Genomic DNA, 18,577 nt, shown 5'->3' on the forward strand with positions numbered 1-18,577 from the left:
CGTCGTGATGTGTCCGATTCTCAAGCGATTCCAATCACGTGAGCTTCCGCCCCAGCGCTGATTTGACTTCCACCCTCGAACCTAAATAGAGTCTTAATCGTTACTTTTATGTACCCGAGTAAGAGGCTAGCGTTCGGGCCATGGCCACCGAAAAAGCCGAGACTGACCGCATTCCCGTAACCTTGGCGCTCTCGACCATCGCGTATCTGGAGAAGCTGGTGAGACAGGGCACCCACGGCACCAGCGTTCCCGGCGTCGCACGGACATTGATCGAGGAAGGCATCCGTCTCGCCATCAAGGACGGTCTTCTGTCGATCCGCGACAATGGCAGGACGTGAGCGCACCCGGTACGTGAGGCGGGCGGATCTCGAGACCGCGGATGGCCGACATCTGCAACCTGGGATCGCCGACAAATGCCTGTTCTCTCACCGACCTGGACCGACGAACGAATCGAACTCCTGAAACAGCACTTCGAGGCCGGCCTCTCCTGTCGCGAGATCGCCGCCGACATCGGCGTCAGCCGCAACGCGGTGATCGGCAAATTGTCGCGGCTCAATCTGACGCGCGGCCGCACGGTCGACGACCGCAAGGTCCAGGACAAAGGCCTGGCGCCGGCGCGGATGCGCAAGGCCGTGCCGCGGCTGCAATACGAGATGCTCGCCACGCTCTATGGCGAAACCGATGCGCCGGTGGTTGCAGGCCCGATCGACGAGGCCAACCGCTGCTCGCTGCTGGAGCTGTCCGAGAATCGTTGCCGCTGGCCGATCTCGACACCGGGCGCAGCCGATTTCTGCTTCTGCGGCAACACGGCGCCGGACGGCCAGCCCTATTGCGCCGGCCACAGCCGCCTCGCCTACCGGCCGCCGACGCGCGGGCGCGCGATGCGCGCCTGACGTTGCAGGCAATCCGGACAACAAAAAACCTCCGGCGGGGCATCGCCGGAGGTTTCTGGAGGCTTAGCATGAAGCTAAGAGCCGCAACTTTCGTATCTGGCTGGCAGTGATATAGCTTAGTAACTCAAGTAAGTAAATAAGTTTGACGCGACGGAATCGCATGGCTCGCCTTCGTGTTCCGCAACGGCATTCGATTTTCCGAAACTCTTGCCCATGAAAAACCCCGGCGGTTTCCCGCCGGGGGTCTCCGATCGATTTGCGCGATCGAGGATCAGAAGTTGCGCTGAGCGCGCAGCAGCATGCTCACCGAGTCCTGGTCCTTCAGCTCGTACACGGCCGCCGGCTTCGCAGCGCTGGCAATGCCCGGGCTCGCGATGAAGCCGGAGTACTTCTGGTCCAGACGCGACCAGCTCAAGTCGGCAGTGAACGCCAGGCCCTTGACCGGGGTCCACACGGTGTTCACACCGACCACCGCGAAGTTGAAGTCCGGATTACAGGTCGAACCGGCCAAACCGATTGCGGCGAAGTTGGTGCAGATCAGGGCCTTGCCCGTGTTGCCGTACTTCAGCTGGGCGTAGCCACCGTAGATGGCGCTGGCCCAGTTCGGGCTCCAGTTGTGGGTATAGCCGCCACGGAAGCCCCAGGTCTTGACGGTATCGATGCCGGTACCGGTTCCGAACACGCCGTCGGCGAGACCGGCGAACCCGGTGCTCTGATACGCGCCGTTGCCGCTGCCGCTGAACATGAAGAAGCTCTGCGGGAACAGGCTCTGGAAGTTGTAGCGCGTCGCACCGTCGGTGTAGACGGCCTGCAGGTTGATGACGTCACCCGCGCCGGTCGGGATGTTCTTGATCGACAAGGCGCCCTGCACGGCCCAGCCCCACTTGTCGGAGGGATGACCGGTGACTTCAGTCGCGCCGTAATAGGCTGAATGCAGCTCATGGGCCGCGACCGAGATCTGCGCCAGACCCCAGGCCTGGTCGACACGAACCTGACCGATCACCTCGGGCATGCGCGTGCCGCCCCAGGCGCTTGCGCCATAGACGCCGGTCACGAACTGCGCCGCCGTTCCCGACGACACGTTCCAGAGGTTCGACTGACCATTGTTCGCCGAGGTCTCGTCCTGCAGCGCGAACGAAGCAGTGATGCCCTGGCCGAAGTCAGCCGTGTAGGCAACCTGGTTCACGCCGTTGACGTGGTTGGAGCCGCCCGGAAGGGTATCGGGGCCGCCGGCCGGATAGCTCTGCCAGGGAGCGTCGAAGATCGAGACCGTGCGGCCGAAGGTGAAGCCCGCGAATTGGATGAATGCATGGTAGAGACCGAGCGAGGCCGAACTGGTCGAGAACGCCGACGGGTTGCTGCCGGTGACGTTCGTGGAGTCGTAGCTGACGACCAGGTCGGCGTAGGTGCGAACAACGCCGTATTCGGTCGCCGTGCGGGTATCGATGTTGAAGTCCAGACGAGCGCGGCTGTAGTAGTAGTTGGTCAGACGGTTGTTGGACCCGCCGTTCACACTGCTCGAGCTGTTCCTGAAGCCATAGTCGCCGCCGCCGCCGAGAAGCATGTCAGCGCGGATGTAACCACCAAACTTGATGCAGGTATCGGTGCCCGGCATGTAGTAGAAACCCGCGCCGTAGAGCGAGCAGATCTTCACGTATTCGACTGCCTTGGCCTTGACCGGAAGATCAGCCGCCTGAGCTCCACCAACGGCGATCAGTCCCGCCGCAGTGCCGAGCAAAAGGCTCTTCACCACTTTCATTTAAAACCTCCAAGTTGCTCATTTCACGGAGACCGGACCGTGAGGCCCCCCAGATCCCCGTCTCTTCATCAAATCCGCTCGGCCGCTTCGCGTTTTCGGACGTACCTGCATTCGCGAGGGACGTGAGCGAACCACCTGCAACGGGACGATCGAGAACCCCCCACCGTCGGGATCAATATGCCCGCGCCGTTCCGTTAATCAAAATAGTTTATTAGATCAGCTTTGTGGTTTCACTAACCCTGTGGCCGCAACGCAACAGCGGTGTTGAGCCAAAAAGCCTGATCGGGTCATATTTGTAGTTTTCGTGACACCATTACCCTGCTCTGCACTTGCGTCAGAGCAGAGTTGCGTGGACTATGCCCGCCGAAAATGAGCCGGAACGAGAATCAGCTTGCGGGAGTGACGCTGTGTCCGCGACGAGGAAGGAAGGCGCGCGCCTGCGCACCATCGGCAACCTGGATATCATCAGGCGATTCACCTGGGAGATATCGTCGATCAACATGTATCTCGAGGAGCTGCGTCAGTTCTGGGCGAGGACGCTCGGCATCAGCGGACCGCAATGGCTGATCCTGATGGCCATCTCGGACCTCGACAAGGACGACGGCATTCCGGTCAACGTCGTGTCCAAGCTCCTCCACGTCGATCCGTCCTTCGTCACCACCCAGTCCAAGCTGCTGGAGAAGAAGGGCCTTTTGCGCCGCCGCCCCTCGCCGACCGACGCGCGCGTGGTCCGGCTGTCCCTGACCGAGAAAACGCAGAAGCACCTGGCGAGCCTCAACGAGCAGTACAAGACCATCAAGGAATTCGTCTTCCAGGAGTTCGACGAGGCCGAGCTCGCCGAATTCACCACCAAGCTCGCGACGCTGAAGACCCGGCTGGAAAAGGCCTGCGTCCGCCTCAGCCTGGACCTCTGACGGCTCGCCGCTAGATCCGCCCCGCGCCATGGAGCCGCGATTCCAGCCAGTCGAATATATATTCGTTGGCAAGGCTCGGATTGTCGGCATGGGCCTGCGCGGCGCCGGTCTCCGTCGCGGTGAACACTTTCAGCGTGACATCCGAGCTGCCGAGCCGGGAATTCCGGACGAGCTGACGCGCCCGGTCGGCCTTTAGCCAGCCGTCCTCCCCGAGCGTGATCAGCACCGGGCAGTCGGCGCTGGAGGCCATCAGCGGCGCATGCGGCACAGGGACGATGCTGACGTCGCTCATCGCGAATCGGCTGGCGAAAAAGGCCCGCTCGTGCAGATCCCACAGGCCGCCGTCGCAGACGGCGGCGGCAAGCCGCGGCTCCTGCAGCACCGCGCGCGCCACGAAGGACGAGCCCCAGCCATCGGCGATGATCCCGACCCGCGCGAAATCGACGTCCTGCCGCGTCTCCAGATAATCCATGACGCCGGGGATCGCGCTCTCGAGATCCTGGCGCCGCAATAGCGCCTCGAGAAAATCGTCGCGCTGGTCGCCGAACAGGTCGAGCGCCAGCATCGAGAAGCCGCGCTCGCGCGCGTGCGGCACGAGCTTGAACAGAAATTCTTCCTTGCGGTGGCCGGGCTCGCCGATGCAAATCACGGTCGGCGCCGGCTCCTTCCCCGATGGCGCAGGCAGGAAGTATCCCTGCAGCGAGTGCCCGTCGAGCCAGGGTATCGTCACCACCTCGCCGGCCGGGTTGCGCGCGGCGAGATAGCTGCGCGCGCATTCCTGCATGGCCAGCACGGCGACCCAGCGGCGCTCGTCGGCGGGATCGAGCGGCATCGCTGCGGCACCATAATAGTTCATGGCGCGCAGCCAATTGCGCTGCGCACTGGCGCGGTGGCCCTCCGCGAACGCGGTCTCCGCGCGCTGCCGATTGGTCTGCGCCAGCTTCTTCCACTCGCGGTGCCAGGAGCGATCGTCGCCGCGCTTCAGCTGCCGCGCGATCATCAGGCATTCCGCGATCGTGGCGCCGCCCTCCTGGGCCGCCGCGAGCAGCCGCGTGAACTCAGCTGAAATGTCCTCTCGCTCCGGGCAAAAGGTCCAGTCGTCGGAGAGGCATGCGGGCATCATTGGGAGCTACGCTCTAATCGTCGCGTTATCCCGATTGACTAAACCATTTCAAGTCGCCGACCAAGCCGGCGCGCGTGTCATTACAGGCATGTGAGATCAACATCGCTTGAACATCGTCATGACGGATGGGTGACATTCCAACAGCTCATGTGCGCGACGAACATTGGCAGCAGCTGACACATAGAATTGTCCGAGCATCTCTTGCCATGACGACCATCATAGCCATATTAGCGCGCCTCGTTGGCGCGCTAACGAATATGACCTCTGGCGGCGGCGTGCGCGCACGCTCTCCTTCGAGACGGCGCTGACGCGCCTCCCCGGGCTCTCGGGTGCGATGGGTGGGCGCCCTAGCGGCGGCCTCAACCAAGCCGCCAGCCGACCTCCTGCGTAAAACTTTCGTAGAAGGCACGGTCGTAAGCCTGCTCCGGCGTGGCGCGCACGCGCTCGTCGAGGCGCTCGGCATCCTCGCCGACGAGGATGCGCCACCGCTCCGCCTTGACGCCGTCCAGAATGATCTTCGCCGCCTGGGCGGCCGTGGTCGGCGCGTCCTCCAGGAAGCTGCGGGCGCGCTCGGCGAACGCGGCCTGGATGTCCTCGTCCGACATCTTGTCTGCATCCGGCACGCCGGCGGCGGCCATTCGCTTGCGGGTCAGTGCCACCTCGTCGGCGTTGAGCCGCTCCGAGCCGTCGCCGCTCTGCACCTTGCGCGAATTGGAGACGATCGACGTGCCGATATGGCCGGGCATCACCACCGAGCATTTGACGTGCGGGGCGTGCAGGCGAAGATCGTTGATCAGCGCTTCGGTAAATCCCTTCACCGCGAACTTCGCCGAGCTATAGGCGGTGTGCGCCTGCCCCATGCCGATCGAAGCCCAGAAGCCGTTGACGCTCGCGGTGTTGACGATGTGGGCCTCGTCCGCCGCGACCAGCATCGGCAGGAAGGTGCGCACGCCGAGATAGACCCCGCCCCAGCAGATGTTGAAGGTGCGCTCCCATTGCTCGCGGGTGTTGGTGAACAGGCTGCCGCCGCCGCCGATGCCGGCATTGTTAAACAAGAGATGGATCTTGTCGGTCTGCTGCTGCTCGGCGAGCTCGTCGCGAAAACGCTTCAGATGGTCCTCGATCGCGACGTCGGCGACGTGCGTCGTGACGCGCAGGCCCTGCGGCAGCTTCTCGGCCTCGCACAGCCGCTTGGTCTCGGCCATCGCGGCCTCCGAGACGTCGCACATGGCGACGTTGCAGCCCTCGGCCACGAGCTGCCGCGCGAGCTCGCGCCCCATGCCCGTGCCGCCGCCGGTGATGACTGCGATCTTTCCAGCAAAATCCTTCATGGGACTTCGGTCCCTCCCCTTGTCGGTGTGTTTCTTGGTCACGGCGCCGCTGACCGCGGCGCGCGCAAAACTGTAGCAGCGCGACATCCGCGGGTAAAAGCCGTGCGCTGCCCTCTTCGCCTTCGGTAATTTCGGCGGGCGGACTACGCGCGATGCTGCGCGCGGGCCTTGTGAAGTGGCTCATAGGCGACACGGCCCGGATAATCGATCATTCCTAAGTATTTTCCAGCGGGTTCCCGTATTTGTCCGGCTTCGGGTTAATGGCAATTTTTTTTTACAATCCGAATCGCCAAATGGGGGTGGACGCTGGATTGAGTCGGCCAGGCCAGCGTGTTGTTTGCGTGTCACAGGCTCTGGCACTCCGCTTGCATCCTCTTCGTGGTCAGAAACAACCAACGAGGTGATAGGAATGTTCGTGACCGTCGTTGCCGTGCTTTGCCGGCTTGGCGCAGCCAGCTCAGGCAGTTGTGTCGAGGAAATCGTGACCGACAGCAACATGACACCCGAGATTTCGCTGATGCAGTGCGCGATCGGCGCACAAGCGCCTCTCGCGAAGTGGATGGGTGAGCATCCGATCTATCACGCGAACTGGCGCCTCGAGCGCTACAAATGCGTGCCGGGTCACTATGAGATCAAGGGCCACGCCTAAGGCCCCGCAAAACCACTGGTACCGAGACCACGGATACCAGAACGTTCAATCCAAGAGGAAACGCCCGGGGGCCGCTTGTCCCTCCGCGCGGACACAGCGCCAGACCGATCACGGCAGGCGCTCTGTGACAATGATCACGCCTCCCTCTAAGCCACTTCACGCAAGATGATCGCGCGTGCCCGCCGTCCTTCCGGCGTCGGCATCAGCGCGAAGTTGTGCGGTTGCTCGCGCAATAGATGAAGCTCGACGGGAACGCCCACTGTCCGCGCCCTTGCGGCAAGATCGACGCTGTCGGGATAGAGAAGATCGCGCGTGCCCGAAAAGATCGTCATCGGCGCGAGCCCGCGGAAACTGCCGTTGAGCGGGCTGACGAAGGGATGGCCGACTTCGAGCTCGCCGGCATAGAGCCGCGCCGCCTCGACGATGCCCGGAATATCCTGGATCGGATCGCGCGCCGCGATCGCCATCTGCTCCGGACGGCCGACCGAGGCATCGGCCGCGGGCGAGATCAGCAGCATCCGGCTCGGCTGCCGATGACCGCGATCACGCAGCCATTGGCAGGCGGCGAGCGCAAGGCCAGCGCCGGCCGAATTGCCGACGACCGTCACCTTTGCATCGCCCGCGTCTTCCAGCAGCATGCGCAGCAGCTCGGCCGTCGCCGGCACGACGTCCTTGGCGGTCGCCCGCGGCGCCAGCGGGTAGATCGGCACGACGCAGCAGATTCGCGCCTTGCGCGTCATCTCGCCGATGAAGCGCCAATGGGCCGGCACGATCTCGTTGATGTAGCCACCACCATGCAGGAACATGACGTAGTTGCAGCCCTCGTGGCCTGACGCCGGCGCGGTGTAGTAGACTGGCCACCCGCCCATCTTGGTCAGGATCACCTCGACGCCACCGCCGACCCCGATCGGCTCATGAGAAGCCGGCGCTAGGGCCAGCTTCTGCACGTGTGCCTGCACCGCTTCGGCGGATGCGAGCTGCGTCTTGTACGGAAGCTGTTGCAGCAGCAGGTTGAAGAGGCGGCTCTGCAGGCTTGGTGCTGGATCGCGCGACGCCCGCGCGCCGAATACGCAGCCGCCCGGACAGAATTGGAAGGCCGCTACAAGTCTCGCAACGCTCATCGCCACATCCCCATCCGGCTGTTTCGACCCGGCGACGAAGAGGGTTGCCGACCCGCCGCCATTGGTCGATATAATGCGAGCATTCACTCGCTTTTCCTACTCGCATTCAGATCACAAGTCCGTGGCCCGCAAACCGTCCACAACACCCCGGAAAAATGCCTCGCAGGAGCGATCCCGTGCCACCGTCGACGCGCTGGTCGAGGCAACTGCTCGCATTCTGGTCAAGGAAGGCTTCGAGAAGGCCAGTACCAACCGCATCGCCGAGATCGCCGGCGTCAGCGTCGGCTCGCTCTACCAATATTTTCCCAGCAAGGAGGCCCTCGTCGCCGCCGTGATCGATCGCCACAATCATGCGATCATGAATGTCGTCCGCGCCGCCTTCGCGGAGGTCGCCGACCTGCCGATCGAGATGGCCGTGCACCGCCTCGTCACCGTCGCGATCGAGGCCCATCACATCGACCCGAACCTGCATCGCGTCCTCGCCGAGCAGATCCCCCGCTCCGGTCACCTCGCGGAAGTCGAAGCCTACAGCCACGAAATCCACGCCCTCGTGCGCACCTATCTCGAACGCCACCGCAAGGAGATGCGCAAGATCGATCCCGCGCTCGCAGCATTCATGTGCGTGAGCGCGATCGAAGCCATCGCGCACAACACCGTGCTGAACGGAGAGATGCTGTCGGAGAAGATGGTGAAGGTGCTGGTGGACGAGACGACGCGGATGGTGGTGGGGTATTTGAGGTAGCGGAGCCTGAGATTACGGAAATCGGTGACAACGCGCCCATTTGGATGAGGCAGCGTCCTGCGCCCTGAGAGGCGCGCCAGAATGCAGTCCAGCACTCTCACCGTAATGTCCGAACACGACGGATCGAGGAAGCGCCCACTTCGCCAGGCCCGATGACACAAAGCGCACGCGTTTGTTCGGGACCAAGTTACCATGCATAGTACCGGGGCCCTCGGCGGGCCGCTTGACTCAGGTCAATATCCCGCTGGCCTCAGCGCGCCAACATTGTCGTATGGGTGTTGTATTGCCTGCCATCTAGCGTGAGCGATCCCGGCGGAGTGCCGGGGCGCGGACATCGATCGTGAATCGTGACACGACGGAAAGCAGAATGAAGCTCGCGCTTGCGCTGCCACCACCGCAACGTGATTTGCGTCTCGACCTGTTTCGCGGCCTCGCCAACTGGGCGATGTTTCTCGGCCATGTGCCCGGCACAGTGCTGGTGTGGTGTTCGTTCCGAAATTATGGATTCAGCGACGGGGCCGACCTGTTCGTGTTCATCTCCGGCTACACCTCGGCGCTCGTTTATACCCGAAAAATGGAGCGAGGCTTTGTGTTCGGAACGAGCAGGCTCTTCAGGCGCGTATGGCAAATCTACACCGCCCATATCGTGCTATTCATGATCTACCTGGCTTTCATCCATTTCCTGTCGGAGAGGTTCAACGCGCCTGATCTGATCGATCTGTTCAACGCCGGACCGGTCACCAGCGCGCCGATCGAGATGATGACGCAGGGGCTTTTGCTGCGATACAAGCCTCTGAATTTGGACGTGCTGCCGCTCTACGTCGTCTTGATGGGCCTGTTTCCTCCGATCCTCTGGTTGATGTTGAGATTTCCCGACGCCGCCATGATCGGGTCGGTGCTGTTGTATCTGGCTGCGCGGCAATTCCATTGGAACCTGCCTTCCTATCCGTCGGGAAGCTGGTACTTCAATCCGCTGGCGTGGCAGCTTCTGTTTGTCACGGGCGCATGGCTCGCGTTGACCGGTGCGGGGCGTCTGCATTTCTTGCTGCGGTCCAGGTTCGTGCTGGTTGTTGCGGTTGCCTATTTGATTTTTGCGGCGATCATGACGTTAGCTGCTCACCAGCCTCAGCTGCGGGCCTTGTTTGCGCCTGCCTTGTTCGAGCTCTTCAATCCCAACGACAAGACCAATCTGGCGCCCTACCGCTATCTTCATTTGATGGTGCTGATTATCCTTGGTGCCCGGTTCATACCGATCGATGCGCGCGGGCTACAAGCCACCATCTTGCGACCCCTGGTAAAGTGCGGCCAGCAGTCCCTCGAAGTGTTCTGTGTGGGCATTCTCCTGGCCTTCATCGGGTACTTCATCCTGCAGTTGGCAGGGAACGGCATCCTCGCTCAACTGCTCGTCGGAGCTACGGGAATCGCGATCATGACGGCGGTTGCCTACTACAGATCCTGGTCAAAGCGAGTAGAGAAACCTTCACATGAGAGTCCGGTGGATGGAAAGAGGGCGCCGGAAAGCACCGGCCCCCTCGAGCATCTTGTAGTGCGCGCCGCCGGAACGGTGCCGCAGGTCGCTTGCGGGACCGATACGCAGCAGCAGCCGTTAAGGGAAGTTTGACAACCGCGCCGGCCGTCAAGATCACGATCGGGGCCCATTCCATCGACCCGAATCTGCACCGCGTCCTCGCCGAGCAGATCCCCTGCTCCGGCCAGCTCGCGGAGGTCGAAGCCTACAGCCACGAAATCCACGCCCTCGTGCGCGCCTATCTCGAAGGCCACCGCAAGGAGATGCGCAAGCTCGACCCGCCCTCGCAGCGTTCATGTGCGTGAGCGCGATCGAAGCCATCGCGCACAACACGGTGCTGAACGGAGCCGAGATGCTGCCGGAGAAAATGGTGAAGGTGCTGGTGGACGAGACGACAAGGATGGTGGTGGGATATTTGAGGTAGGGGGAACGACGCCGGAAATCTGCCTTGGAGAACCTTACCGAACGCACTGATTGAGCATGCCGATGAGCTTCGGCTTGCCGCTCCCGATGCTCATTCCCTCGAACCCGAGGAATATAGGTGCATCATACGCGGCCTGAACCGCTACACCAACATTCTCCCCCTTTCGAAGGGCGACTATTTCTTTTTGTGACAGCTTGTATACGACATTGAACAGCCCGTTCTGAATCCGCTTGGAATCAGCACTCATTGGATACACTTGGCTATCGATCAAAAGAGAATGGGCGGCCATGTTCATGAGTTCAGTATCCCTGCGAAGGGCATCGAAGATAGCGAGCAAGACTGCTCGGCGTCCTTCGCAGTAGAGGATGAACTTGTTTATTCCGGATTCCGCGGTGGTTCGTTGTCCTTTGAGATAAAGTTGTCCGTCAGTACTTTCAATTGTCCAGACAGGTCGGGTCCGCCCGTTATTGACGACATTCAGCCGTTCCAAAGTCGCTTTGTCGATTTCATGCATCCCGTTAGCGCTCGCGGCGGCGCTCAACGTGAATAAATCGGGATCAACGTCCATTGAACGTATGTATTCTACTGCGAGGGCAGAGACGACCTGAGCAGTTCCTTCAACGCCATCACTGGCTTGCAGCGACTTGAATTGGTGAACGCCGTATCGCGACCCCTGGTTCAAATACCTGAACTGACCGCCCAAATAGGCGTATGCGCACGCGCTGTAGCAGCCGCCCTTATCGATATCGAAGCGCTTTGCAGAGAACGGTGATTTCCGACCGATATCGGTAGAAAACCCATATTTTCGGAACAGGCGGCCCAGCTCCATTCCCGCAACCAGGCTTCCACCGGGTGAATTCAGATAGACAACAGATCGGTCGGGAATCTGATTTTGCGTGACATAGCGCTCGAACCGCTGGGGTGCATCGGGATCGATGTCTCCGTCCAAAAAGACGAACCACTGATTGCCCGCGATCTCAACGGGTAACTCGGGCGGAAACCCCTTTACGGTCATGTTCGATTGCGCATCCGCTGAACCTGACTGAAAGGCCAACACAAGAGCGAGCGCGTAGATCTTTCGCCGCCCCTTCCCAAGCTTTGCCATCGACTCAATTCCTGCATCAGACGGCACAAGGTAGCGTGAGAGCACGAGCCGTCGCTACATCTTTTGGTAGAAGCGAGCAGTGGCCGGGAAGCTCCGAGGGCTGCGTGATCTGGCCGGCGGTCGTACTCGCGGCAGCCAACCGCGCTTGAGGGCTGCCCTGAGACCGGCGCTGATTGCGCCTGCCCTTGGCCTGCACAGGAACGACGGGTGTAGTTTCTACATGTCGATGCGGCGGTCCCGGACTCAATCCGACGGCAAGCTGCGATATCCGCTCCCGGATACGTCCTCACAGAACTGGCATGATGACATCATACCTCTGTTTTGCCCGATACATCAGATCGATTCGGAAAAGCGCTGTTCCATCAATGACATCGCTAGTGTGCATGGGGTTGTTTTCAGCGTTTGATTTGCCGGCCGCCGTGTGCTCCTGGGCATGCCGGCGGAGAACCTCGCAGCATGACAAGCAATCCGTCGTCGATGCTCCGCAGCGCCGATCATTCGGCCGTTCAGAAAAAGGCCGTCAGGCCTCCTTCTTTTTCACGCTGATATTTCCGTCGCCCTCGATATATGCCTCTACGACGTCCGCGGGGCCCGCTATGCCCTCCTCGCGAAGCTTGCTCATCAACTCGTCCATCGTCACCAGCTCCTGCCGCATGTTGCGCCGAAGGACCTGCCCGTTCTTGATGAGAAGGAGCGGCGCGGGCCTGGCAAGCCGCTCCACGAAAGGCACGTGATACCCGACCCAGTCGATGGCTAGATTCCAGAAAATGATGGTGGCAACGAGCACGATACCTTCTGTGATCGAGTGGTATTCACCCGCCATGCCGTTCTGTGCCGCGTCCGCCAGAAGGACGACGAGAAGCAGATCGGGGATGCTGAGCCCGCCGGTTTGTCGCTTCAAAACGAAGCGCATCAGGGTGAAGACGCCAAGGTACATGATGGTGCCCCGCACGACCATTTCCATGATGGAATGCGTCGGGACGAAGATCTCGCTCCACGATAACTGAAACATGGGTTGCCCTCGCACCTAAAATGGAAGCGTCCTGATACCACGTATCGATGGTCCGCCATGAGGCGGCTGATCGTAGCGTCTTCTGGGAGGCTGAACCGTACTGTCGTGATGGCACGGAGATGGTGCGGACGCTGGTGGGCGAGACGACGCGGGTATTTGAGGTAGGTGGGCCCTTAGGGCACGATCTGCTCAAAAGGTCAAAAATGATAGTTCACGCCGACTCGGGCGACGTGGAAATCTGCCCGACCGAAATTTGCTGTGTATCTGGACAAGTTCGGACCAATGCCCGTTGCGAGTGCGTTGGCCGTCACTGACGATTTGCCGAGGTCAACGTAGAGATATTCGGCCCTGAAGCTCCAACCAGGCGCAAAGCGCCATTCGCCGCCTCCGCCGACCGTCCAGCCAGTCTGAATGCGGGAATCGTTCCCCGTGAAGCAAGTCGATCCGATCGTACAGCTGAATGAAGTGCCGGCGACGGAGATATTCAAAGCGCCCCCGGTCCGTTCACGATGTAGTCGTCAAATGTCGCTACTCGACCAAAAGCAAAGCCGCCGGTCCCATACAGAAGAACGCTAGGCGTGACCAGCGCCCCCAGACGCCCACGAACGCTCCCCCACCAGTCGATCTTTTGCTCAGCCGAGATGGTCTGTGTGAAGGCTGGGGGGTAGAATCGGCGTTGTTTCACGACCGCCGCCGCGCAAGCTGGATCCGCTCAAGTCAGCTTCTACGCCGACTAACCACTTGCTATCGAGTTGCCAATTGTAGCCGGCTTGCAAGCCTCCCGTTACACCGCTCATCGAAAAATCGTGAGGGCTGGGAGCAACCTGCCCCGCAAACGGAGGCAGAATCGGAACTCCAGGATTGAAGATGAAAGCGGAGGCCGCGTCACTCGTAAAATTGACGGACCGGTCTGCCCATGCGCCGCCAACGTTGCCGCCAGCATAAAATCCCGTCCAGCTTGGGCTGGAGTCAGCCGTGCGCGCTTTCGTGAAAAGTGCAGGGGCTTTGGTCAGCAGCTACGGCCCCCGACACGACACTCGCCGAGACTGCTATAGCGGCCAGTACTCTTCTCACGGGACGCCCCTCCGCGATTCCAAAGTGCCCAAATTCTTAAATCATGTTGACGCTGGATGCTGTGACGCGAGGGCAACACCTGCGGAACGTTGCAAAATCAACCGCAAACGGCCGGCCCGCGGTCAACCGACGGCCCGGAAGGAATTCCGTTCTTGAGGAATTTGGTCGGAGCGAGAGGATTTGAACCTCCGACCCCTAGTCTCCCAGACTAGTGCGCTAACCGGGCTGCGCCACGCTCCGAATGCCGTTCCATTAGCTAGGATCGCCGCTTTGCGCAAGGCGAGGCCGCAGCATTTTGGTGTATCCGCCCAAGCGGGGCCGGAACTGCCCCGCAAAGCCGGGGACCGCCCTAGCCCTCCTTCAGGGCCTGATCCAGCATCTCGCGACAGGCGACGAGGTCGCCGAGGACCCGCTCCAGCCGCTCGCGGTCGAGCGCGCTGGGGCCGGCGGGCACGGCGGCGCCGCCTTTGCGGAAGGTGGTGAGGATCTCCTCGTCGTCGACCTCGGTGAAGCGGAAGTCGATGCCTTCCTCTTCATCGCCCTGGAAGTCATCATCGTCGGTGTCGGTGACGCCCTTGATGGGGGCCTCGTCCTCGGGCTCCATCAGGCTCGCGCCGATCGCGTCCTCGATGGCGCCAAAGGAGACCGCGGCCGCGCTGTCGGCGAGGCCCTGCACCGATTTGACGCCGTGCTCTTTCAGGATCCGCTGCACCCCGCGGATGGTATAGCCTTCGCCGTAGAGCAGCCGGCGGATGCCCTTGAGCAGGTCGACGTCGTCGGGGCGGTAATAGCGGCGGCCGCCGCTGCGCTTCATCGGCTTGATCTGGGAGAAGCGGGTCTCCCAGAACCGCAGCACGTGCTGCGGAATGTCGAGTTCCTGCGCTACTTCGCTGATGGTTCGGAACGCATCCGGCGCCTTGTCCAAAGGCCAGTCCTTTCCGAAAGGCGGTTACGCCTCTTCTTGAGCCTGGGTGGCGTCGCCGTTGGTGCGGTGCTGGGCGTTGATCCGCTGCTTCAGGATCGCCGACGGCTTGAACACCATAACGCGGCGCGGCGAGATCGGCACCTCGGTGCCGGTCTTCGGGTTGCGGCCGATGCGCTGGCCCTTCTTGCGCACCATGAAGGAGCCGAACGAGGACAATTTCACCGTCTCGCCCTTCTCCAGGCAGTCGGTGATCTCCTTCAGCACGAGTTCCACGAAGGCAGACGATTCCGTGCGCGACAGGCCCACCTTCTGGTAGACAGCTTCGCACAGATCGACACGCGTTACGGTTTTGCTGGTCTCGCTCATCGCCCTGCCCCACCTCACGGCGAACAATTCTTGTCTGAAATTATGAGCTTACGATACGGCGGTCAACACCGCACATCAATGCACACATCGCGATAATCGGCACGGATTCCGGCAAAATTTTATCGGTGTGGCTTACCAGCGCACCAGCGCGGAGCCCCAGGTAAAGCCGCCACCCATGGCCTCCAGCAGGACCATGTCGCCCTTCTTGATGCGGCCGTCCTTGCGCGCCACCGAGAGCGCCAGCGGGATCGAGGCCGCCGAGGTGTTGCCGTGACGGTCCACCGTCAGCACCACCTTTTCCGGCGCGATGTGCAGCTTGTGCGCGGAAGCGTCGATGATTCGCTTGTTGGCCTGGTGCGGCACGAACCAGTCGATGCCGTCGGCATCGAGCCCGGTCGCCTTGAAAGCATCGACGATCACGTCGGTGATCATGCCGACCGCGTGCTTGAAGACCTCGCGGCCCTCCATGCGCAGATGGCCGACGGTCTGGGTCGAGGACGGCCCGCCGTCGACGAACAGCTTTGCCTTGTGGCGGCCGTCGGATCGTAAGTGAGTGGTGACGATGCCGCGATCGGTCGCGGCATTGCCGGGCTGCTCCTGCGCCTCCAGCACCACGGCGCCGGCGCCGTCGCCGAACAGCACGCAGGTGCCGCGATCGTTCCAGTCGAGGATGCGCGAGAAGGTCTCCGCGCCGATCACCAGCGCCCGCTTGTAGGCCCCGGTGCGCAGGAAATTGTCGGCGGTGGCGAGCGCGAACACGAAGCCCGAGCACACCGCCTGCAGATCGAAGGCCGCTCCATGATTGATGCCGAGCCCGTGCTGCACGGCGACGGCGGTCGCGGGGAAGGTGTTGTCGGGTGTCGAGGTCGCCAGCACGATCAGCTCGATCGATTGCGCGTCAACGCCGGCATCGCGGAGCGCCGCCTGTGCCGCCTTGATGGCGAGGTGCGAGGTGAACTCGCCCTCGGCCGCGATGTGCCGCTCGCGAATGCCGGTGCGCTGCACGATCCACTCGTCGGAGGTATCGATGCGCGCCGCCAATTGGGCGTTGGTCACCACCTGCTCCGGCAAGTAAGAGCCGCAGCCGAGCACGACCGAACGAATCTGAGTCACGAAACATCCTCCGGCGCGGGCTGCACGAATTTGAGTGCACCACCCTCGCGGTTGAGCATCTGATTGATCTTGTTCAGGAGATCGTAGTGAGCCATCTCATAGCCAACATCGATCGCATAGGCAAAGCCTTCGGCGTTGGTTCCGCCGTGGCTCTTGACCACCACCCCGTTCAGTCCCAGCAGCACGCCACCATTGGACTTGTTGGGGTCCATTTTGTTGCGCAGGGCCTGGAAGGCGCTGCGCGCGAAGAGGTAGCCGAGCTTGGACATCCAGCTCCGCTGCATCTCGTGACGAAGCAATTCCGCCATCTGCCGTGCGGTTCCCTCGGCCGCCTTCAGCGCGATGTTGCCGCTAAAGCCTTCGGTGACGATCACGTCGGCGAGCCCCTTGCCAATGCCGTCGCCCTCGACGAAGCCGATATAGTCGAGCTCCGGCAGGTTCCGCGCCCGCAGGATCTCGCTGGCCTCGCGGATCTCCTCGTGCCCCTTGATCTCCTCGGCGCCGATATTGAGCAGCCCGACCGTGGGCCGGGTCTTGTTGAACAGCACGCTCGCCTTGGCCGCGCCCATCACCGCCATCGACACCAGATGGTGGGCATCGCCGCCGAGGGTGGCGCCGAGGTCGAGCACGACGGACTCCCCGCGTAGGGTCGGCCAGATCGCCGAGATCGCCGGCCGGTCGATGCCCGGCAGGGTGCGCAGATGGAAGCGCGCCATCGCCATCAGCGCGCCGGTATTGCCGGCGGAGATCGCGACGTCCGCCTCGCCCTTCTTGACCGCGTCGATCGCGAGCCACATCGAGGAGGTCTTGCGGCCGCGCCGCAGCGCCTGGCTCGGCTTGTCCTTCATGCTGACGGCGACGTCGGTATGGACGATCTTGGAGGCGGCCTTCAGCTTCGGGTGCTGGTCGAGCTCGGGCTCGATCCTGGCGCGGTCGCCGACCAGCAGGAACTCGGTGTCGCGATGCCGGCCAAGCGAGATGGCGGCGCCCGGAATGACCACGGCGGGGCCGACATCGCCTCCCATGGCGTCCAGCGCGATGCGAACCTTGCTTGGCATGTAAGTCCTGGAAACCTGGTCTGGTGCGGTCTTGGGATCAGCGGGGCCGCAAAATGGGTTCGCCACCGGGACGGCGGCCGGCCAAGCGCCACGCCGCACCCGGACCGGGGCGCGACAATAGCGTTTTGTACCCCCGAAACAACCTCTTGCCCCCAGCCTTTTGCATTCGGGGCAATCCGGCCGCCGGGCGCGGATTTGGCGAGAAATGCATTGAAATCAGATAGATAAACAGCCGTCTCAAACCATCGAGGCAAATGGCTCGCGTCCCCTGGCAAGGCAGCCCGCGAGCCAAAATGCCCCTCATTGGCCCTTCTTCTTGTCCTGCAATGCCTTCAGCACGGCGAAGGGATGGTCTTCGGGGTCGGGAGCGGTGACCTCCGCCTCGAACACGGCCCCCTCCTTGCGCGGATAGGGATCGATCGCCAGGAACAGGACGTCGGTGGCGAGCCGGCCGAGGTCGATGATGCCGCCTGTGATCGGCTCGGGCGGGTCGGCAACCTCGGGCGGCGCCTCGTCGTCCTGCCCCTCCTCGATCAGATCGGCCAGGCGGCGCGCCTCGGCCTCGGGGGCGAACATCAGGTCCACCTCCTCCTCGATCTCGCTCTCGATCGGATCCAGCGTGACGACGCAGGTCTGGCCGATCCGGCCACGAACCAGGCCCGTGACCTGGACCCGCCCCCCGCTTTTCGGCACGACATCGAAGCTGGCATGGGCGGACAGGATCTCGCGCAAGCCCGCGACCTCCGCCATCGCCTGCCGCTCGGCCACTGAGGCCTCGAGCTCGCGATGCAACCCGCCGTCCGGGATTTGCGCAACGATGACGGGCGCCCGCCAGGGATCGCGCTCGGTATCTGGTCGGCTCATGGCGTGACATCCTCTGACAGCGCCCGGGGAAACTTGAAGGACGCGCGCAGCAGCGCAGCCTCGTCGGTCCGGCCAAGATCGGCCTCGCTGGCCCTCGCATAGGCCGCGAGCCGCTCCGCCTGGTCGAAGCCGGTCCCATTCAAGATATTCTTGCAGATCGCCGCTGCCAGCGTCTCGCCGCCGGCTTCCATCGCTTGGTCGTAGGCCTGGACGCGGCCGTAGAAAGCCTCGCCGAAGGCCCGCATCCGCTTCGGCACGGTCTGGTCGCCCACCCCCATCTCGCGCAGATTGTCGTCCATGTCCTCGCAGAAGCGGTCGAACAGCGCCTGCGACAGCTCCGCGGCGCCCTGAGCCGCGCGCAGACGGCGCAGCAGCAGCCAGAGATGCAGCAGCAACAGGTCGAAACGCCCGTTAACCGTATCGGGCACACCCAAGACCCGGTAAAACAGGGGGTCTCGCGCCTGCGTCACGATCATGCCATAGATGGCCTCAATGGTGCCGGGCGGGGTTCGCCGGGGTTTCCTGAAGTGATTGAACGGCCAAAGCATTGTGGTTTCCGCAAGCGGGCGCGCGCGA

The 18,577-nt window shown here is 62.4% G+C and carries 20 protein-coding genes and 1 tRNA gene; 8 read left to right on the forward strand and 13 right to left on the reverse strand.

What is annotated here, in order from left to right; genetic code table 11:
* The first annotated feature begins 140 nt into the window (after nt 1-140).
* Both I6F17_RS18860 and I6F17_RS18865 read left to right on the forward strand, forming a co-directional pair.
* Nucleotides 141-338, forward strand: a complete 198-nt coding sequence (locus tag I6F17_RS18860; protein WP_024341172.1) for a hypothetical protein — start codon at nt 141-143, stop codon at nt 336-338.
* 75 nt (nt 339-413) lie between these two features.
* Nucleotides 414-893 (forward strand): GcrA family cell cycle regulator, encoded by a 480-nt coding sequence (locus I6F17_RS18865; protein WP_036039120.1) that lies wholly within the window; start codon nt 414-416, stop codon nt 891-893.
* Between the two features lie 271 nt (nt 894-1,164).
* On the opposite strand, the gene I6F17_RS18870 is transcribed toward I6F17_RS18865, so the two are convergent.
* Entirely contained in the window at nt 1,165-2,652 is a 1,488-nt protein-coding gene (locus tag I6F17_RS18870) for a porin (RefSeq protein ID WP_036025433.1), read from the reverse strand.
* 407 nt (nt 2,653-3,059) lie between these two features.
* Here I6F17_RS18870 and I6F17_RS18875 point away from each other — a divergent pair, with 407 nt between their 5' ends.
* Nucleotides 3,060-3,566, forward strand: a complete 507-nt coding sequence (locus tag I6F17_RS18875; RefSeq protein ID WP_036010395.1) for a MarR family transcriptional regulator — start codon at nt 3,060-3,062, stop codon at nt 3,564-3,566.
* 10 nt (nt 3,567-3,576) lie between these two features.
* Here the strand turns inward: I6F17_RS18875 and I6F17_RS18880 are convergent, their stop codons facing one another.
* Complete coding sequence (locus I6F17_RS18880) at nt 3,577-4,689, reverse strand: alpha/beta hydrolase (protein ID WP_225130769.1); 1,113 nt, start codon at nt 4,687-4,689, stop codon at nt 3,577-3,579.
* 359 nt (nt 4,690-5,048) lie between these two features.
* On the reverse strand, nt 5,049-6,020 hold the full coding sequence (locus I6F17_RS18885) for an SDR family NAD(P)-dependent oxidoreductase (protein ID WP_128265252.1): 972 nt from the start codon (nt 6,018-6,020) through the stop codon (nt 5,049-5,051).
* Between the two features lie 409 nt (nt 6,021-6,429).
* On the opposite strand from I6F17_RS18885, the gene I6F17_RS18890 reads away from it, so the two are divergent.
* Nucleotides 6,430-6,669, forward strand: a complete 240-nt coding sequence (locus I6F17_RS18890) for a hypothetical protein (RefSeq protein WP_025036674.1) — start codon at nt 6,430-6,432, stop codon at nt 6,667-6,669.
* Between the two features lie 146 nt (nt 6,670-6,815).
* Here I6F17_RS18890 and I6F17_RS18895 read toward each other — a convergent pair whose 3' ends face one another.
* Entirely contained in the window at nt 6,816-7,790 is a 975-nt protein-coding gene (locus tag I6F17_RS18895; RefSeq protein ID WP_225130768.1) for an alpha/beta fold hydrolase, read from the reverse strand.
* A 121-nt stretch (nt 7,791-7,911) separates the two neighbouring features.
* On the opposite strand from I6F17_RS18895, the gene I6F17_RS18900 reads away from it, so the two are divergent.
* From I6F17_RS18900 to I6F17_RS37760, 4 genes are all read left to right on the forward strand, one after another.
* On the forward strand, nt 7,912-8,532 hold the full coding sequence (locus tag I6F17_RS18900) for a TetR/AcrR family transcriptional regulator (protein ID WP_225130766.1): 621 nt from the start codon (nt 7,912-7,914) through the stop codon (nt 8,530-8,532).
* Between the two features lie 367 nt (nt 8,533-8,899).
* The gene (locus tag I6F17_RS18905; RefSeq protein ID WP_225130764.1) at nt 8,900-10,153 is read left to right on the forward strand and encodes an OpgC domain-containing protein; all 1,254 of its coding nucleotides are present in this window, start codon (nt 8,900-8,902) and stop codon (nt 10,151-10,153) included.
* Nucleotides 10,150-10,365, forward strand: coding sequence for a hypothetical protein (locus I6F17_RS18910; protein WP_225130762.1), 216 nt, complete (start codon nt 10,150-10,152; stop codon nt 10,363-10,365). Before I6F17_RS18905 ends, I6F17_RS18910 begins: the two co-directional genes overlap by 4 nt.
* Complete coding sequence (locus I6F17_RS37760; RefSeq protein WP_276325983.1) at nt 10,362-10,484, forward strand: hypothetical protein; 123 nt, start codon at nt 10,362-10,364, stop codon at nt 10,482-10,484. The genes I6F17_RS18910 and I6F17_RS37760 overlap by 4 nt, the downstream gene beginning before the upstream one ends.
* A 34-nt stretch (nt 10,485-10,518) precedes the next feature.
* Here I6F17_RS37760 and I6F17_RS18915 read toward each other — a convergent pair whose 3' ends face one another.
* From I6F17_RS18915 to I6F17_RS18960, 9 genes are all read right to left on the reverse strand, one after another.
* Nucleotides 10,519-11,589, reverse strand: a complete 1,071-nt coding sequence (locus I6F17_RS18915) for a hypothetical protein (protein WP_225130760.1) — start codon at nt 11,587-11,589, stop codon at nt 10,519-10,521.
* A gap of 520 nt (nt 11,590-12,109) precedes the next feature.
* A complete protein-coding gene (locus tag I6F17_RS18920) occupies nt 12,110-12,553 on the reverse strand; it encodes a YetF domain-containing protein (RefSeq protein WP_225130759.1) in 444 nt (147 codons plus the stop codon).
* 1,284 nt (nt 12,554-13,837) lie between these two features.
* A tRNA-Pro gene (locus I6F17_RS18930) sits at nt 13,838-13,915 on the reverse strand.
* Between the two features lie 109 nt (nt 13,916-14,024).
* On the reverse strand, nt 14,025-14,600 hold the full coding sequence (locus I6F17_RS18935) for a MerR family transcriptional regulator (RefSeq protein ID WP_225130754.1): 576 nt from the start codon (nt 14,598-14,600) through the stop codon (nt 14,025-14,027).
* A 24-nt stretch (nt 14,601-14,624) separates the two neighbouring features.
* On the reverse strand, nt 14,625-14,966 hold the full coding sequence (locus I6F17_RS18940; protein WP_036010431.1) for an integration host factor subunit alpha: 342 nt from the start codon (nt 14,964-14,966) through the stop codon (nt 14,625-14,627).
* A 132-nt stretch (nt 14,967-15,098) separates the two neighbouring features.
* Nucleotides 15,099-16,079, reverse strand: a complete 981-nt coding sequence (locus tag I6F17_RS18945) for a beta-ketoacyl-ACP synthase III (protein ID WP_036010434.1) — start codon at nt 16,077-16,079, stop codon at nt 15,099-15,101.
* Nucleotides 16,076-17,137 carry a phosphate acyltransferase PlsX gene (plsX, locus tag I6F17_RS18950; RefSeq protein WP_128265259.1) on the reverse strand — a complete coding sequence of 354 codons (1,062 nt, stop codon included), beginning with the start codon at nt 17,135-17,137 and terminating at the stop codon, nt 16,076-16,078. The genes I6F17_RS18945 and plsX overlap by 4 nt, the downstream gene beginning before the upstream one ends.
* A 300-nt stretch (nt 17,138-17,437) precedes the next feature.
* Entirely contained in the window at nt 17,438-18,001 is a 564-nt protein-coding gene (locus tag I6F17_RS18955; protein WP_036025465.1) for a DUF177 domain-containing protein, read from the reverse strand.
* The gene (locus tag I6F17_RS18960) at nt 17,998-18,549 is read right to left on the reverse strand and encodes a ubiquinol-cytochrome C chaperone family protein (protein ID WP_225130752.1); all 552 of its coding nucleotides are present in this window, start codon (nt 18,547-18,549) and stop codon (nt 17,998-18,000) included. Before I6F17_RS18960 ends, I6F17_RS18955 begins: the two co-directional genes overlap by 4 nt.
* Nucleotides 18,550-18,577 lie beyond the last annotated feature (28 nt).

The sequence above is a fragment of the Bradyrhizobium sp. NBAIM18 genome (genome assembly GCF_020193825.1).
In the GTDB taxonomy this organism is placed as follows: Bacteria; Pseudomonadota; Alphaproteobacteria; order Rhizobiales; family Xanthobacteraceae; genus Bradyrhizobium; species Bradyrhizobium yuanmingense.